Below are 13,639 nucleotides of genomic sequence, written 5' to 3'. Positions count from 1 at the left end.
GCTTCACCGATCCCGGGCCAGCAGCGCGCGCAACGCCGCCCCGGAGAGCTCGTCCTTGGCGAGGAAGCCCTTGACCGGACAGGTGCGCAGCCGCTCGCGGTAACTGCCGTGCGTCCGGCTGGAGATGAGGACGACATCCGGGGCGGGGCCCTCGCGCGGCTGCGCGGCGAGCAGCTCCGCGACCGCGAACCCGTCGGGACCCGGCAACTGCACGTCCAGCAGCACCACTTCGGGGTTCAGCCGGGCGCACGCGAGCAGCGCGGCGGTGGCGTCCCCGGCTTCTCCGACGACACCAAAACCTTCCGCCTCCAGCACCGCCCGCGCGGCGGCCCGGAACGGCGGGTGATCATCGACGATGAGCACCGTCGGCCGCATGAGCGCATGGTGACACGCCCCGGGAACCCGGCACACCCGGGTAAACCCTCGGGAACTCGGGGACTCAGCCCCAGCCCTTCACCACACGGAACGCCGAGTCCGCGAGGTAGAGCTCGCTGTTGTCGTACGGGTCCAGGCGGAGCTGGAAGTTGCGGTGACGCAGGTAGCGGCCCGGGTAGTTGACCGACTCCAGCATGATGGCGCCGGTGTACGACGACTCCCTGGGGCAGAAGGTGGCGTCCTTCTCGAAGAGGTCGGAGCCGTCGTCGCGGTCGGCGTGCAGGGAGAAGTTGCGGTGGCGGAGATAGTCGCCGTCGGTGGTGGTGAAGGAGTAGCAGGAGGAGTTCGCGAGTCCCTTGACCACCGTGAAGCCGGCGTCCTGCCGCGTCGCGGCCGAGCTGTCCGAAGCCACCGGGTCGAGCCGGACCGAGCCGTTGCTCACATGCCAGTAGCGGTCGGGGTAGTTGACCGACTGGAACGACTTCCGCGCGGAGGCCGGTTTGGATGTGGGGGACTTGCCGGCCGAGGCGGATGTCGACTGACCGGCGACGGGCCGGTCGTCGGAGCCCTGGCCGGAGGGTTTGGGCGAGGCGGATCCCGGAGCGGCAGAGGGGGAGGACTGGGGGGAGGACAGCGCGCTCTTGCCCGTCGGGGCCGCCGTCGTGTCGCCCGCGGCGGCGGACGGATCGGGAGGGAGCAGGAGGCCCGTGTCGGAGACGGTCTCGTCGGCCCGGTTCTCCGACGAGGTGTCAGTGTCGTTGTCCTGTACGGCGATTGCGGTCGCGGCGGCGATCAGCACCGCCACCGCGAGTCCGCCTGCCAGCCAGAGCCGCCGAGTCCCGGGCAGCCGGCCCTCGTCCGCGACGCGATCGGGCTCCCAGGGCGCCGGTGGTTCCGGGACGAAATCCGTCTGCACGGGGTAAGGAGTGCCGTGCGGGGTCGGGCGCCAGGGTGCCCTCTCCGTGGAGGGGGCAGGCAGGTCGTCCTTGGGCCCGGGCGCGGGCGTTCTTTCCGGCATGCGCGTTCCTCGCACAAGAGAAGAGGGGGGAGGCGCAGGCACACGGAACGGCGGTAGCCGTGGACGCCGTGTGCGCAACTGGTGAAACAGTAGTGGACATGATGAGTTCTGAGCAGTCGTTTGCCTATTGAGCCACCGGTCCACTGATCCACTGATCCACTGATCCACTGATCCACGGGTCCACTGATTCGGTGATCGGTGATCGGTGATCGGTGATCGGTGATCGGTGATCCGGTGATTCGCCTCTTCGCGCAACCTCGCGTGGGCCCGTCGCGGGGCGCGCCGGGCGCCCGACGGCGCGTTCACACGGCATTCTCAGCGCGATCCCAGACCGGGCTCATCGGGGCGCGACAGCGTGGCACCGTGTCTGATTCTGTGCGACCCGTCTTCGTCCTCGGCTGTCCCCGCTCCGGGACCACCCTTCTGCAGCTGATGCTGCACGCGCATCCGCGGATCGGGCTGCCGCCCGAGACGCGGTTCGTGCTGCCCGCCTACGAGAGGCGGCTGGGCTTCGGTGATCTGCGGGAACGCGGCAACCGGGCCGGGCTCGCGCAGTGGATCACCGGGCGGAAGGAGACGCGGTTCCACGAGCTCGGGGTGGACGCCGGGCACGTGGCCGAGCGGATCACCGAGGGGCCGCCCACGCTCGGATCGGCGCTCGCGATCGCGCTTCAGGCATACGCCGAGGAGCACGGGAAGATCCGGTGGGGCGACAAGCGGCCCGCCTACGCCCTGCACGTGGCGGAGATCCTGCGGCTGTTCCCCGACGCGCAGTTCATCCATCTCGTACGGGACGGGCGGGACTGCGTCTCCTCGCTGCTGGGGATGCCCTGGTGGCACCGGGGATTCCATGAGGCCGTGGCCACGTGGTCGCAGGTCATGGACACCACGCGCGGGTACGCCCGCAGGCTGGGCTCCGGCAGCTGGCACGAGCTGCGCTTCGAGGATCTGGTGGCCGATCCCGAGGGCCAACTGCGGGGTGTGTGCGGCTTCTTGGGGGAGGAGTACGTCCCCGAGATGAGCGAGCCTTACCGGGTGGCCGGGTTGGCCGTCCCCGCGCGGAAGACCTGGCACCGGCGCACTCACGGAGCGCTGGACACTTCGCGCGCGGGGAACTGGGCGACCAGGCTGACGCCTGCTCAGATTGCCCTGTGCGACGACGTATGGGGGGACCGGCTCACCCTCGCACGGCTACGAACTGGCCGGCGCCGTCCAGCCGGACCCCGCCGAACTGCTGCGCTACCGGCGCGTGGAGGTCCTGCGACGGGCCGCCCACGCCAAACGGCGCATGCTCGACTGCTTGGTGCGAGCACATGAACCCGGGGCCGTGGCAAGTCAGTTGGTGACGACGTCCGAGTTCAGGGCCTAGCCGGTCCAGTCGGTCCATCCGGCCCATCCTCGTCGACGCGCACGACCTGCCCGCACAGGCCCGCTGCTGGTGTCAGGTCCTCGACTGGCGCGTGCTGTTCGAGGCCTGGGACGAGATCGTCATCGGCGCCGACGAATACGCACTGCCCGGGCTCTGCTTCGTGCCGGTCCGCGAGCCCAAGACCGTCAAGAACCGGTTAGGCCGGGTACGGAGTCCACGAGTTCTTCCAGCTTGTCGAAGAAAGCTCGGGCGTCGGTGGCGCCGTTTCCGACAACGGGCATGTCGGCAGCGATGCCCTCTGAGCCGGCGAGCCTCTTCCGCAGGCCATAGAAGGACTTCGGGTCCATGACGTGCCCAGCGGACGCAGACGCGACCACGCGTCCGGATCGGCAACCCCGCTCGCGACCAGCGCACGGAGCGACCCCGGGAAGTGGTCAGCGACCGTCGCCGCCTTGCTGCGCAGCACGCACCACGGATGCGCGTACAGGTACCTGAGCCGAGTGCGCTGCCACCGCACGTCATAGCCCCGCTGTGCGCTGGTGCCTCGCTGCTGCTGCGCCTCGCGGTCGTGTTTCGGACAACGTCCCCCGTTCGTCAGCTCGGGGCACCCAGGGATGGTGCAGGGGGTACGGGGCTTCCGCGGCACGGGGGGGGGGATTACCTCCTAGAACTTCCTGCGGATGACCTTCTCGCGTAGACGGACGAACGGCCGGTGAAAGGGGCCAAAAAGGTCACACGGCAATTCAAGAACCACGACAAAAGGGGGTGGCGGATGGAGTTTGACGGCACTCAGTGCCACATGTGGGTCCGGTCGGCGACCCCGAGTGCACTCTCTCGGACCTAATTGGGGATGGTAGAGACGTGTAGGAAATTCCAGCTCTACAAGTGACTTGATGGAGGGTCAGCGAATGGAGCCAGAGCAGAATGCGCCGGTCATGGACATCCGTATCGGCGGTTTCCGCATGACTGTGCAGCGCATCCCCGTGAAGCTCTTGACTCTGCTGACAGCTACGGCCTGTTCGGGGTTCACAGCGTGGATCACTGGCCGATGACGTCCGCTCAACCCTCGCTGTCGCACCTCCCGCTCGTGCTTCGGGCGGCGTCCCCCGCTCACTTCGTGCCCGCCCTGGAGCAGTTCCTCGGCAGCTCGGCCGGGCTGTCCCCGGCGACGATCACCCGGCTGACCCGGCTGACCCGGCTGACCCGGCTGACCCGGCTTACCCGGCAGTGGCAGGCCGACCACGCCGTCTTCATGGACCGCGACCTCTCGGAGGTGGACTACGTGTACGTGTGGGCCGACGGTATCCACCTCAACGTCCGCCTGGAGGAGGCCAAAGCCTGCGTCCTGGTGCTTGTCGGGGTCCGCGCCGACGGCTCCAAGGAGCTGGTCGCCCTCAAGGACGGCTACCGCGAGTCCGCCGCGTCATGGGCCGACCTGATGCGCGACTGCGCCCGCCGGGGAATGCGCGCCCCGGTCCTCGCGGTCGGCGACGGCGCACTGGGCTTCTGGAAGGCCCTGGCCGAGGTGTTCCCCGAAACTAGCGAGCATAGGTGCTGGGTTCACAAAACGGCCAATGTCCTGGACGCCACGCTGAAGTCCGCGCAGCCGGGCGCGAAGAAGGCGCTCCAGGACATCTGCAACGCCGAGGACCGCGGTCACGCCCATGCGGCGATCAGGACGTTCGCCAAGCTCTACGGGGCGAAGTTCCCCAAGGCGGTCAAGAAGATCATCGACGACCAGGTGGAGCTGCCGGCGTTCTACGACTTCCCGGCCGAGCACTGGATCCACCTCAGGACGACAAACCCCATTGAGTCGACGTTCTCCACCGTCCGGCTGCGGACCAGGGTCACCCGCGGCGCCGGCTCCCGCGCCGCCGCGCTCGTGATGGTCTTCAAGCTCGTCGAGTCTGCCCAGGCCCGCCGGCGGGCCGTGAACGCACCCCACCTCGTCGCCCTCGTCCGGGCCGGAGCCCGCTTCGAACGCGGCCGGCTCGTCGAATGCGCCGAGGCGGTGGCCGCATGAGCCAGCCGTCGCACGGCACGCTGCATCACGTCGAGCTGTGGGTGCCGGACCTCCATCGCGCGCTCGCCTCGCTCGGCTGGCTGCTGGAGGCGCTGGGCTACGCCCTCTTCCAGAGCTGGGACGGCGGCCGCAGCTGGCGGCTCGGGCCGACCTACCTGGTCATCGAGCAGTCGTCGGCCCTCACCGCCGAACAGCACGACCGCTGCCGCCCGGGGCTGAACCACCTGGCCTTCCACGTCGAAGACGCCACCACGGTCGAGAAGCTGACCGCCGGCGCCGCCCAGCACGGCTGGCACCTGATGTTCCCCGAGCGGCATCCATACGCCGGCGGCGGACAGCACTACGCCGCCTACCTGGAGAACGACGATGGCTTCGAAGTCGAACTCGTCGCGATCAACTCACCCGAACGAAACTGAGATCAACCGATCCACAAGTCTTGATTACTCGTCATGCCTTGTGACGTGGCATGACGTAGGACCCGTTCGGCAGAGTCAAGCCCAAGCAGGACCACCGCCGAGCCACGGGTGAGGGAAACGTGACTGGATACGCCGATGACGCGGACTTCCCGCAACCTGCGAGTTATCCACCACGATCAACTGTGTGCGCACATCGGACGAGCGTGGACTGACCCTACGATCCGGACGCCCGCAGCAGCATGTCCGCGAGCCCCTCCCTGCGGATCCGCTGGTCGATGTAGAGCAGGGCCGTGATCAGTGGCAGGAACACCATGGCGAACAGCTGGGTGAGGAGACTGCCGGCCACCGAGAGCGCCAAGGAGATCCCCAGGTCGGGCAGGGTCTGTGCCAAGGCGTCCGCCATGTCCGTGGGCGGCGGCGTCGACGCGTCGTACGGCTTCGGACTGGGCGCGGCGAACATGAGCGGTATTCGGATCGCGAGCGTCACGACCAGCACGGTCAGGCCGCCGAGCAGGGTGATGCCGAACGTGCGCCACCACGCGCCCCGGATCAGCCGCACTGAACGCCGCATCGCCTGGACGGGCCGCGCGGCCTCCAGTACGGCGGTGGCCGGAGCGAAACTGAACAGGACGTACAGCCACACCGTGATCGGCACCATGAGCAGCGCGAGCAGGAAGAAGAGACCGAAGGGCAGTGAAGTCCGGTAGAGGGCCGCCAGGAACAGCCCGAAGAACGCGAGGGTGATCAGCAGCATCGGGATCAGCACGATCAGGCCCATCAGCAGGGTCACCCCGAGCACCGACGGGGTGCGCGGCAAGGTGCGCCGCCAGACCTGGGCGAGCGTGACCCGCCGCCCGAGCACCGCATCGTGCAGGGTTGCCGCGCACGAGGCCTGGATGAGGGCGTTGGTCACCAGCGTGGCCACCATGCCGAAGGCCCACATGGCGACGAACGCGACCACGACGGGCCGGACGTCGGTCCAGTGCACGCCACGGGGTGTGTCGTAGATGGTGTGCAGATGGTCGGCCACGGCGACGTAAGCGAGGCCCGCCGCGCCCGCGATCAGGACGCCCAGCGCGAGGTGGGCCAGGACGGCGAGCCCGAACAGCGGCCGCCCGTACCGCCGCATCGTGGCGAAGGCCCCGCCGAACACGGTGTCCACCCCGAGCGGGGCCAGGGGTATGACACCCGGCTTGGGCGGAGGAGGCGGCGGCGCCCATCCCCAGCCGCCCGGAGGGCCGCCGTACGGCCCCGAAGGTCCCCACCCCGATGTGTCCGACATTCCTCTTGCGCTCCGATGCTCGGGGAGTCTCCGACTCCGGCCCCACTGTGATCGCGAACGATATCCGGTGGGGCTGGTGGTGCCTATGGGCGTGCCCACGGCGTTTTGTGTACGGGTGTACGTATCGATGTGTACTCTTGTACACATGGGATATGTGCTGCTCGCCGGAGCCATCGCCGCGGAGGTGGCGGCCACCACCGCCATGAAGTACAGCGACGGTTTCAGCAAGCTGTGGCCGTCGCTGGTGACCCTCCTCGGCTACGTCATCGCCTTCGCGCTGCTCGCGCAGACCCTGAAGACCGTCTCCGTCGGCACGGCCTACGCCATATGGGCCGGGGTCGGTACCGCGGTCATCGCCGCGATCGGCATGGTGTTCCTCGGGGAGGGGCTCAACGCCGCGAAGGTCGCCGGGATCGCGCTGATCATCGGCGGTGTCGTGCTGCTGAACCTGGGGGGTGCGCACTGATGGCGCCGCGCACCGGGCCCGGCGGTGAGTCCTGATGGCCCGCCGGTACGACCCCGAACGACGCCAGAGGATCATCGACGCGGCGATCCGGGTCGTGGGCGCCAAGGGGCTCGCGGGGCTGAGTCACCGCTCCGTCGCCGCGGAGGCCGACGTGCCGCTCGGCTCCACCACGTACCACTTCAAGACTCTCGACGAACTGATGGTCGCCGCCCTGCGGCAGGCCAACGAGGGCTTCGCCAAGGTGCTCGCCGCGCGCGGCGGCCTGGAAGATCCGCGGACCGATCTGGGCGCCGAACTCGCCGGCTGGATGGGCGAGTGGCTCGCCGGCGACCGCACCGGCGTCGAGCTGGAATACGAGCTCTACCTCGCCGCCCTGCGCCGCCCCGCCCTGCGGCCCGTCGCCGCCGAGTGGGCCCAGGACCTCGCCGAGCTGCTGTCCCGTCGCACGGAGCCGGTCACCGCGCGGGCACTGGTCGCGCTCATGGACGGCATCTGTCTGCAGGTGCTGCTCACCGACGCCTCGTACGACGAGGAGTACGCGCGGGACATGCTGAGGCGGATCATCGACTGATCATGGCGGCTCGGCGGAGGGCTTGAGCCGCGCCCCCGCGGAGGGCGGCGCCGCCCGGAGCCGTACCGTGCGCCCGGCACGTGAGATGCCGGGCGCACCGGTTCGCCCGGGCGGCCCCAGCCAAGTTAGGTTGCACCCATGACCGACACGACTGCTTCTCGTACCACCGGCGCCGTCGCCGCCGGGCTCGCCACCCTCACCGCCGACGGCACCGTTCTCGACACCTGGTTCCCCGCTCCCGAGCTGTCCGCCGAGCCCGGCCCGGCCGGTACCGAGCGGCTGTCCGCCGAGCAGGCCGTGGAGCTCCTCGGCGAGGGCGCGGCAAAGGCCGTCGGCCCGGACGCCCGCCGTGGCGTCGAGGTGGTCGCGGTCCGTACGGTCATCGCCTCCCTGGACGACAAGCCGCTCGACGCGCACGACACCTACCTGCGTCTGCACCTGCTCTCGCACCGCCTGGTCAAGCCGCACGGCCAGAGCCTGGACGGCATCTTCGGCCACCTCGCCAACGTCGCCTGGACCTCGCTCGGCCCGGTCGCCGTCGACGACGTCGAGAAGGTCCGGCTGAACGCCCGCGCGGAGGGCCTGCACCTCCAGGTGACGTCCATCGACAAGTTCCCGCGCATGACGGACTACGTCGCCCCGAAGGGCGTCCGCATCGCCGACGCCGACCGCGTCCGCCTCGGCGCGCACCTCGCCGAGGGCACGACCGTCATGCACGAGGGCTTCGTGAACTTCAACGCGGGCACCCTCGGCACCTCGATGGTCGAGGGCCGCATCTCGGCCGGCGTCGTGGTCGGCGACGGCTCGGACATCGGCGGCGGCGCCTCCACCATGGGCACCCTCTCCGGCGGCGGCAACGTCCGCATCACCATCGGCGAGCGCTGTCTGATCGGCGCCGAGGCGGGCGTCGGCATCGCGCTCGGCGACGAGTGCGTGGTCGAGGCCGGTCTGTACGTCACCGCCGGCACCCAGGTGACCATGCCCGACGGCCAGATCGTCAAGGCCCGCGAGCTCTCCGGCGCCTCGAACATCCTCTTCCGTCGCAACTCGGTCTCCGGCGCCGTCGAGGCCCGCCCGAACAACGCGGTCTGGGGCGGCCTCAACGAGGTCCTGCACAGCCACAACTAGTCGGTCCGTCTCGGCCACGCAGGGTTCGTGGCCGCTCGCGCAGTCGCCCGCGCCCGCGCTCCTCACGGAGCGCGGGCGCTCGGCTTGGCGCGTGCCTCGACTGCCGCTGGAATGACGTCCACCGCGCGCATGCACGCCGCGTGGATGCTGCCGGCCTTGCCGTGACCGTCCGTGAGGCGGTCTAGGGCCTGTCGTCACATTCCCGTCTGCCCCGCGACGCCTGGCACGCACTCTCGCCGCACCGGGCGAAAGCCCAAGTACGTCCAGTACGAGGACTTCCGCCCGGCACGCCGAGAGCACGCACCAGACGCCGCGGGGCCGCCCTTCGGGCGACGACGGGAATGTGACGACAGGCCCTAGGGCCGGGTGGTCGTGAGGGATCCGGCGGCCGAACTACCGCTCCGCCGTCAGAGCCGTGGCGAACTCCGCCAGTCGCGTGAAGTCGTCCGCGCGCAGGCCGAGTCGGGGACTGACGTGATGGAGCAGTGCGGGCCCGGGATGGTGGGCGGCCACGTACGCGTCGTCGGCCGGGCTCTGTTCATCGTCCACCCATGCGAAGGGACGGCCCTCGGCGTATGCCACGATCCGTTCCGTCTTCCAGTGCACCCCGTCGGGCCGGTCGGCGAACAGGGCGCCGGCGAAGTCGACGTACGGGAGCTCGGGGAGACCGATGACGGGGGCGATCCAGCGGTTCGCGGCGTCCATCCAGGTGCTCGCCCAGCACAGGTCGTAGCCGAGGCCGAGGAGGGCTCGGCCGTGGTCGGGGTGGAGCCAGACGCGCAGGGGTCTGCCGGGGGTCAGGGCCACCCGGATCGTCGTGTAGCCCTCGGGCCGGCGTTCCGCTTGGGCGGCCCACGGGTTCAGGGGGCCGTCGACGTCGAGGAACAGCAGCGGTCGGCTCACCAGGCCACCGTAAGGGAGACCGAGCGGGGGAGGCCGGGAAATTGTTTCCGGTCCGGGGGCATAGCGGCAGGCGGGCACGCGCGTCACAAGGGGCACAGGGGCGGGCCACAGGGAACGCCGGGGAAGAGAAGGTGACGATGGATGCCGAAGCGCAGGAGAGCTTCCGGGAGTTCGTGGCGAACCGGTCGTCCGCGCTGCTGAAGACGGCCGTGCTGCTCAGCGGCGGCGACCGGCACGCCGCCGAGGACCTGCTGCAGAACGCTCTCATCAAGGCCGCTGGGCGGTGGCACCGCATCGACGAGCCCGAGGCGTACGTACGGCAGATCCTCTACCGGCAGCAGGTGAGCCGCTGGCGGCTGAAGTGGCCGAGGCGGGAGCTGAGCGTCGCCGAGCCGCCCGAGGCGTCGCCCGACGCGGACGCCCTGTCCGCCGCCGAACTGCGCGTCGTGATGCGCGGGGCGCTCGCCCGGCTGACGGCGCGCCAGCGCACCGTGCTCGTGCTGCGCTACTTCGAGGATCTGCCGGAGGCCGACGTGGCCCGGCTCCTCGGCTGCTCCGTCGGGACCGTACGGTCCACGACGCACCGCTCGCTCGCCCGGCTGCGGGCGCTCGCCCCCGAACTGGCCGCGCTCGGCCGGGGGGACGGCGCGCAGCCTCGGTCCCGTGACTTCTCGCCCGTGGAGGTACGTCCGTGAACGTCGAGGAACTCGTGCGCGACTGCCTGCGGCAGCAGGCCGCCGAAGAGCCGTCGGCGGGGCCGGGGTTCGCCGACCGGGTACTGGGGGCCCGTCGGCGCCGCCGCACTCGCAGGCTCGCGTCCGTCGCCAGCGCCACGGCCGCCGTGGTCGCGGTGGCGGTGGCCGTGCCGCTGCTGGACTCCGGCAAGGACGACGTGCGCCCGTCGGGCGTCCTGGACTCCAAGGAGATCCACGCACACCCGGACCAGTCGCCGCCGCGCGACCTGATCTCGGCCGGGAACGTGGCGCTGGCCGCGTACTACACGGCGAAGATCGTCAAGAAGACGGACGACGTCGGCGTGTCCGCCCGCTCCTACTGGCTGCTCGACCCCGAGACGGGCAGGTACCGGAAGACCACCAAGTGGTCCTACGTCGCCGTCGCCCCCGGCATGCGGACCGCCGCCGTCCTGGAACAGAACCTGCCCACCCGGCGGATCGGCCTGCTCGACCTCGCCACCGGGAAGGTCGAACGGTGGATCCCGGTCGACCGCGGGGTCGGCGGGCTCGCCTTCTCGCGCGACGGGAGGAAGCTCGTCGCGACGACGTACCACGACAATCCGGATCTGCGCGACAAGCAGCCGATGGAACCCTCCGGCTTCCTCTGGGTGCCGCGCTTCGGCAAGTCGAGCAGAACCGGCTTCCTCGTCCTGGACGTGGCCTCCGGAAAGGGCTCCTGGGCCGGCGTCCCGGCCGACCGCGACATCAACGCGCGCCAGGACTTCGCCTTCAGCCGCGACGGCAGGCTGGTGTACGCGGCCGTCGTCGGAGGCCACGACGGCCTGCAGCAGTTCTACGACCTCGCCGGCCGCGAAGTCGCCGCGCCCGCGAACGAGAAGTACCTGCGCTCCGACGTCGCGGCACGGCTGTCCCCGAACGGCAGGCTCGCCGCGGTCGGACTGACCAAGGAACGCCCCGACACGTCGTACTCCGAGATCGTCGATCCCCGCACCGGCAAACGGATCACCCTGGTGCGCGGAGCGGAGCTGCTCGCCTGGGTGGACGACAAGCGGCTCATCGCCTACGAGCGGGCTCCGGGCTCGGGGGAGTACCGGCCCATGCTCGTCCTGGTCACGATCGGCAGCGACAAGTTCGTCCAGCTGAGCGGTCCTCACGCGCCCGCCAAGGACTTCTCCCGGCAGGACTGGCAGCCGATCTTCGCCGAGCGCTGACCACGGCCCCGACGGCTCCGACGTCAGGCGGCCACGAGCCGCTCGTACGCCGCCAGCAGCCCGTCGATCCTCGCCGGGTCGGCGGGCCGCAGCGGCGGCCTGACCGGACCCGCGGGCAACCCCAGAGCCCCGAGCACCGCCTTCGCGGTGACCGCGCCGGGCAGACCGGCCGACATCATCAACTCGATGAGTGGGACGGCCCGTTGCTGTCGGCGGGCCGCCTCGGCCGTGTCTCCCGCGTCGAACGTGTCCAGGATCGCCCGGAACTGACGGGGGGCCACGTTCGCGACGGTGCTGATGTATCCGCTCGCGCCGATCGCGTACAGCGCGAGGACGTATTCGTCACAGCCCGCGTAGTACGCCAACTCGGTGCCGGCCAGCACCTTCTGGGTGCCCAGGAGGTCGTACGCGCAGTCCTTGACCGCCACGATCCTCGGATGCTCGGCGAGCCGGATCATCGTGTCCGGCTCGATGCGCGTGCCGGTGCGGCCCGGAATGTCGTACAGCGCGAGGGGCAGCCCCGAGGCGTCCGCGATCTCGCGGAAGTGCGCCTCCACCGCGTCCTGCGGAGGCCTGCTGTAGTACGGCGCGACCACCAACAGCCCGTCCGCGCCCGCCTTTTCGGCCTCCAGTGCCAGCTCCACGGTGTGCCGGGTGTCGGCCGTGCCGACCCCCGCCACGATCGATGCCCGGTCGCCGACCGCCTCCCGCACCGCCCGCACCAGCGCGGCCTTCTCCGCGTCCGTCGTGGTCGGCGACTCTCCCGTGGTGCCGGAGAGGACCAGTCCGTCACATCCCTCGGAGACGAGCCGGTCGGCGAGGCGCTGGGCACCGTCGAGGTCGAGCGCGCCCGCCTCGGTGAAGGGCGTGATCATCGCGCAGAGGGCGCGGCCGAACGGGGCGGCGGCGGGCGCCGAGGTCGTGGTGGTCATGGGAGTAGTGTCGACATCCCCACTGTGAAGCTCCACTTAATTCTTCTACGAGGTACCGGCAAAGGATGCTACGAAGTGGGACTTCCGGGAGGCGGGGCCAGCCTTCCGGGAGGCCGAGGCACCAGGGTCTGTCCGGCGGATCATGTCGGAGACTTGGGGCCTGGCACGCCCTCCCCCAGAGGGGGTGCCCCCAGCGGCGTTGTCGTCGGTTCCCGACTCCCCCAAGCTCTCGGCTTCGCCCGAGCAGGGGGACCCCTATCGCGTCGTCGCCCTCCTCCGCCTTGCAGCTGGACGCACCAGGCCCCGCTCACCTGTGCTGATGAGGCGCCGCAGCTCTCCTCCGACCTGATCCACCGGACAGGCCCTAGTGCCAAATCAGCCCCTTATGGGTCACCATGGCGAGGACGGAAGTCGGCGGCAGACCGCGGGAGGCGTCATGAGGCTCGGCAAGGCACTCGCCACCGGAGTTGCGGAAGAGCGGGTTCACACGGAGGAAGAAGAACTCCCCGAGATGGCCGAGGAGTTGGAGGCGTCCGTGTCCGAAGAGGCTCCGGTCGGCCGATGAGGCTGCGGCTCCCCGAGGAACGACCGACGGAGCCGCCGACCGGATACAAGATCGCCCACCCGGTGCTGTCCCGGGACGGCGCCAGGGCCGGGTTCACCGGCGTATCGCTGGGCGGCGCGCTGCCGTACGGAGTGCTGGACGAGGCGCGCTGTGTCTACGGGCGACGGCACCGGGCGCCGCACCGACGATGCGACTGCGGCTTCCACTGCGTGCACGACTCCGCCGCCGCCGAGGCGATGCTCTGCACCGCCGAGCATCGCGCGGCCGTCCTCCTCGAAGTCTCCGTCCTCGGCGCCTACATCCGCTTCGAACAGGGCTTCCGGTACGCCCGGCAGCGGGTGCGCACCGCGACCGTGCAGCCGTGCGCGTGCGGCGCCGTGGCCGGCGCGCTGGCCGACGCGGGCTGGGGCAGGCCGGGTTGGCGCGCACTGGCGGCGGCGTGCGCGGGATGCGTACGCGGTCGTACGTCCCTGTCGCTCGCTTCCTTCGCGCGGCTGGCGGGGGAGGGGTTGCGGGTCCGGGCGGCGAGCGCTGCCGTGGTCGCGCCCGCCGATCTCGGTGTGTCCGAACTCGTTGCCGAGGCGGCCTTGTTGCAGGCTCGACTCGACTGGTTCCAGAGTCAGTTGGCCCGCCTCGACGAGGGCGGGACGCAGCCCCGGTGAGGGTCTGGGGGCGGTGGGAGGCG

General features: G+C 70.5%; 14 protein-coding genes and 1 pseudogene. 10 read left to right on the top strand and 5 right to left on the bottom strand.

All coding sequences use genetic code 11. The features are described from left to right. Positions 1–3 precede the first annotated feature (3 nt). Positions 4–375, bottom strand: coding sequence for a response regulator transcription factor (locus IEY95_RS20600; RefSeq protein ID WP_189187538.1), 372 nt, complete (start codon positions 373–375; stop codon positions 4–6). A gap of 64 nt (positions 376–439) precedes the next feature. Further along, the gene (locus IEY95_RS50180) at positions 440–1,393 is read right to left on the bottom strand and encodes an AbfB domain-containing protein (RefSeq protein WP_189187537.1); all 954 of its coding nucleotides are present in this window, start codon (positions 1,391–1,393) and stop codon (positions 440–442) included. A gap of 363 nt (positions 1,394–1,756) precedes the next feature. Between IEY95_RS50180 and IEY95_RS20590 the strand changes: the two genes are divergently transcribed. From IEY95_RS20590 to IEY95_RS20580, 3 genes and pseudogenes are all read left to right on the top strand, one after another. Next, positions 1,757–2,710 (top strand): sulfotransferase family protein, encoded by a 954-nt coding sequence (locus tag IEY95_RS20590; RefSeq protein ID WP_189187536.1) that lies wholly within the window; start codon positions 1,757–1,759, stop codon positions 2,708–2,710. A gap of 1,130 nt (positions 2,711–3,840) precedes the next feature. Then, positions 3,841–4,785 (top strand): annotated as a pseudogene (locus tag IEY95_RS20585) (IS256 family transposase); the annotation flags it as partial. Beyond that, a complete protein-coding gene (locus IEY95_RS20580; RefSeq protein ID WP_189187535.1) occupies positions 4,782–5,201 on the top strand; it encodes a VOC family protein in 420 nt (139 codons plus the stop codon). The pseudogene IEY95_RS20585 and the gene IEY95_RS20580, both read left to right, overlap by 4 nt. Before the next feature lie 214 nt (positions 5,202–5,415). Here IEY95_RS20580 and IEY95_RS20575 read toward each other — a convergent pair whose 3' ends face one another. Beyond that, entirely contained in the window at positions 5,416–6,483 is a 1,068-nt protein-coding gene (locus IEY95_RS20575) for a DUF7847 domain-containing protein (protein WP_189187534.1), read from the bottom strand. Positions 6,484–6,628: 145 nt separating this feature from the next. On the opposite strand from IEY95_RS20575, the gene IEY95_RS20570 reads away from it, so the two are divergent. From IEY95_RS20570 to dapD, 3 genes are all read left to right on the top strand, one after another. Beyond that, a complete protein-coding gene (locus IEY95_RS20570; protein WP_189187533.1) occupies positions 6,629–6,949 on the top strand; it encodes a DMT family transporter in 321 nt (106 codons plus the stop codon). Positions 6,950–6,983: 34 nt separating this feature from the next. After that, positions 6,984–7,520, top strand: a complete 537-nt coding sequence (locus IEY95_RS20565; protein WP_189187532.1) for a TetR/AcrR family transcriptional regulator — start codon at positions 6,984–6,986, stop codon at positions 7,518–7,520. A 138-nt stretch (positions 7,521–7,658) separates the two neighbouring features. Continuing rightward, positions 7,659–8,648, top strand: a complete 990-nt coding sequence (gene dapD / locus IEY95_RS20560) for a 2,3,4,5-tetrahydropyridine-2,6-dicarboxylate N-succinyltransferase (RefSeq protein ID WP_189187531.1) — start codon at positions 7,659–7,661, stop codon at positions 8,646–8,648. A gap of 393 nt (positions 8,649–9,041) precedes the next feature. Here dapD and IEY95_RS20555 read toward each other — a convergent pair whose 3' ends face one another. Beyond that, complete coding sequence (locus IEY95_RS20555; RefSeq protein WP_189187530.1) at positions 9,042–9,551, bottom strand: hypothetical protein; 510 nt, start codon at positions 9,549–9,551, stop codon at positions 9,042–9,044. A 137-nt stretch (positions 9,552–9,688) separates the two neighbouring features. Between IEY95_RS20555 and IEY95_RS20550 the strand changes: the two genes are divergently transcribed. Then, positions 9,689–10,246: a SigE family RNA polymerase sigma factor gene (locus IEY95_RS20550; protein WP_189187529.1), complete on the top strand. Its 558-nt coding sequence runs from the start codon at positions 9,689–9,691 to the stop codon at positions 10,244–10,246. Further along, positions 10,243–11,457, top strand: a complete 1,215-nt coding sequence (locus tag IEY95_RS20545; protein WP_189187528.1) for a WD40 repeat domain-containing protein — start codon at positions 10,243–10,245, stop codon at positions 11,455–11,457. Before IEY95_RS20550 ends, IEY95_RS20545 begins: the two co-directional genes overlap by 4 nt. A gap of 23 nt (positions 11,458–11,480) precedes the next feature. Here the strand turns inward: IEY95_RS20545 and dapA are convergent, their stop codons facing one another. After that, the gene (dapA, locus tag IEY95_RS20540; RefSeq protein WP_189187527.1) at positions 11,481–12,389 is read right to left on the bottom strand and encodes a 4-hydroxy-tetrahydrodipicolinate synthase; all 909 of its coding nucleotides are present in this window, start codon (positions 12,387–12,389) and stop codon (positions 11,481–11,483) included. 436 nt (positions 12,390–12,825) lie between these two features. Between dapA and IEY95_RS50175 the strand changes: the two genes are divergently transcribed. Together IEY95_RS50175 and IEY95_RS20535 are read left to right on the top strand one after the other, a co-directional pair. After that, positions 12,826–12,954, top strand: coding sequence for a hypothetical protein (locus IEY95_RS50175; RefSeq protein WP_268240486.1), 129 nt, complete (start codon positions 12,826–12,828; stop codon positions 12,952–12,954). Then, on the top strand, positions 12,951–13,616 hold the full coding sequence (locus IEY95_RS20535) for a hypothetical protein (protein WP_189187526.1): 666 nt from the start codon (positions 12,951–12,953) through the stop codon (positions 13,614–13,616). Before IEY95_RS50175 ends, IEY95_RS20535 begins: the two co-directional genes overlap by 4 nt. Positions 13,617–13,639 lie beyond the last annotated feature (23 nt).

The organism is Streptomyces albiflavescens, assembly GCF_014645835.1.
Taxonomy (GTDB): domain Bacteria; phylum Actinomycetota; class Actinomycetes; order Streptomycetales; family Streptomycetaceae; genus Streptomyces; species Streptomyces albiflavescens.
Note: the sequence above shows the minus strand (reverse complement) of the source record. Positions and strands in the feature narration are given on the sequence as shown.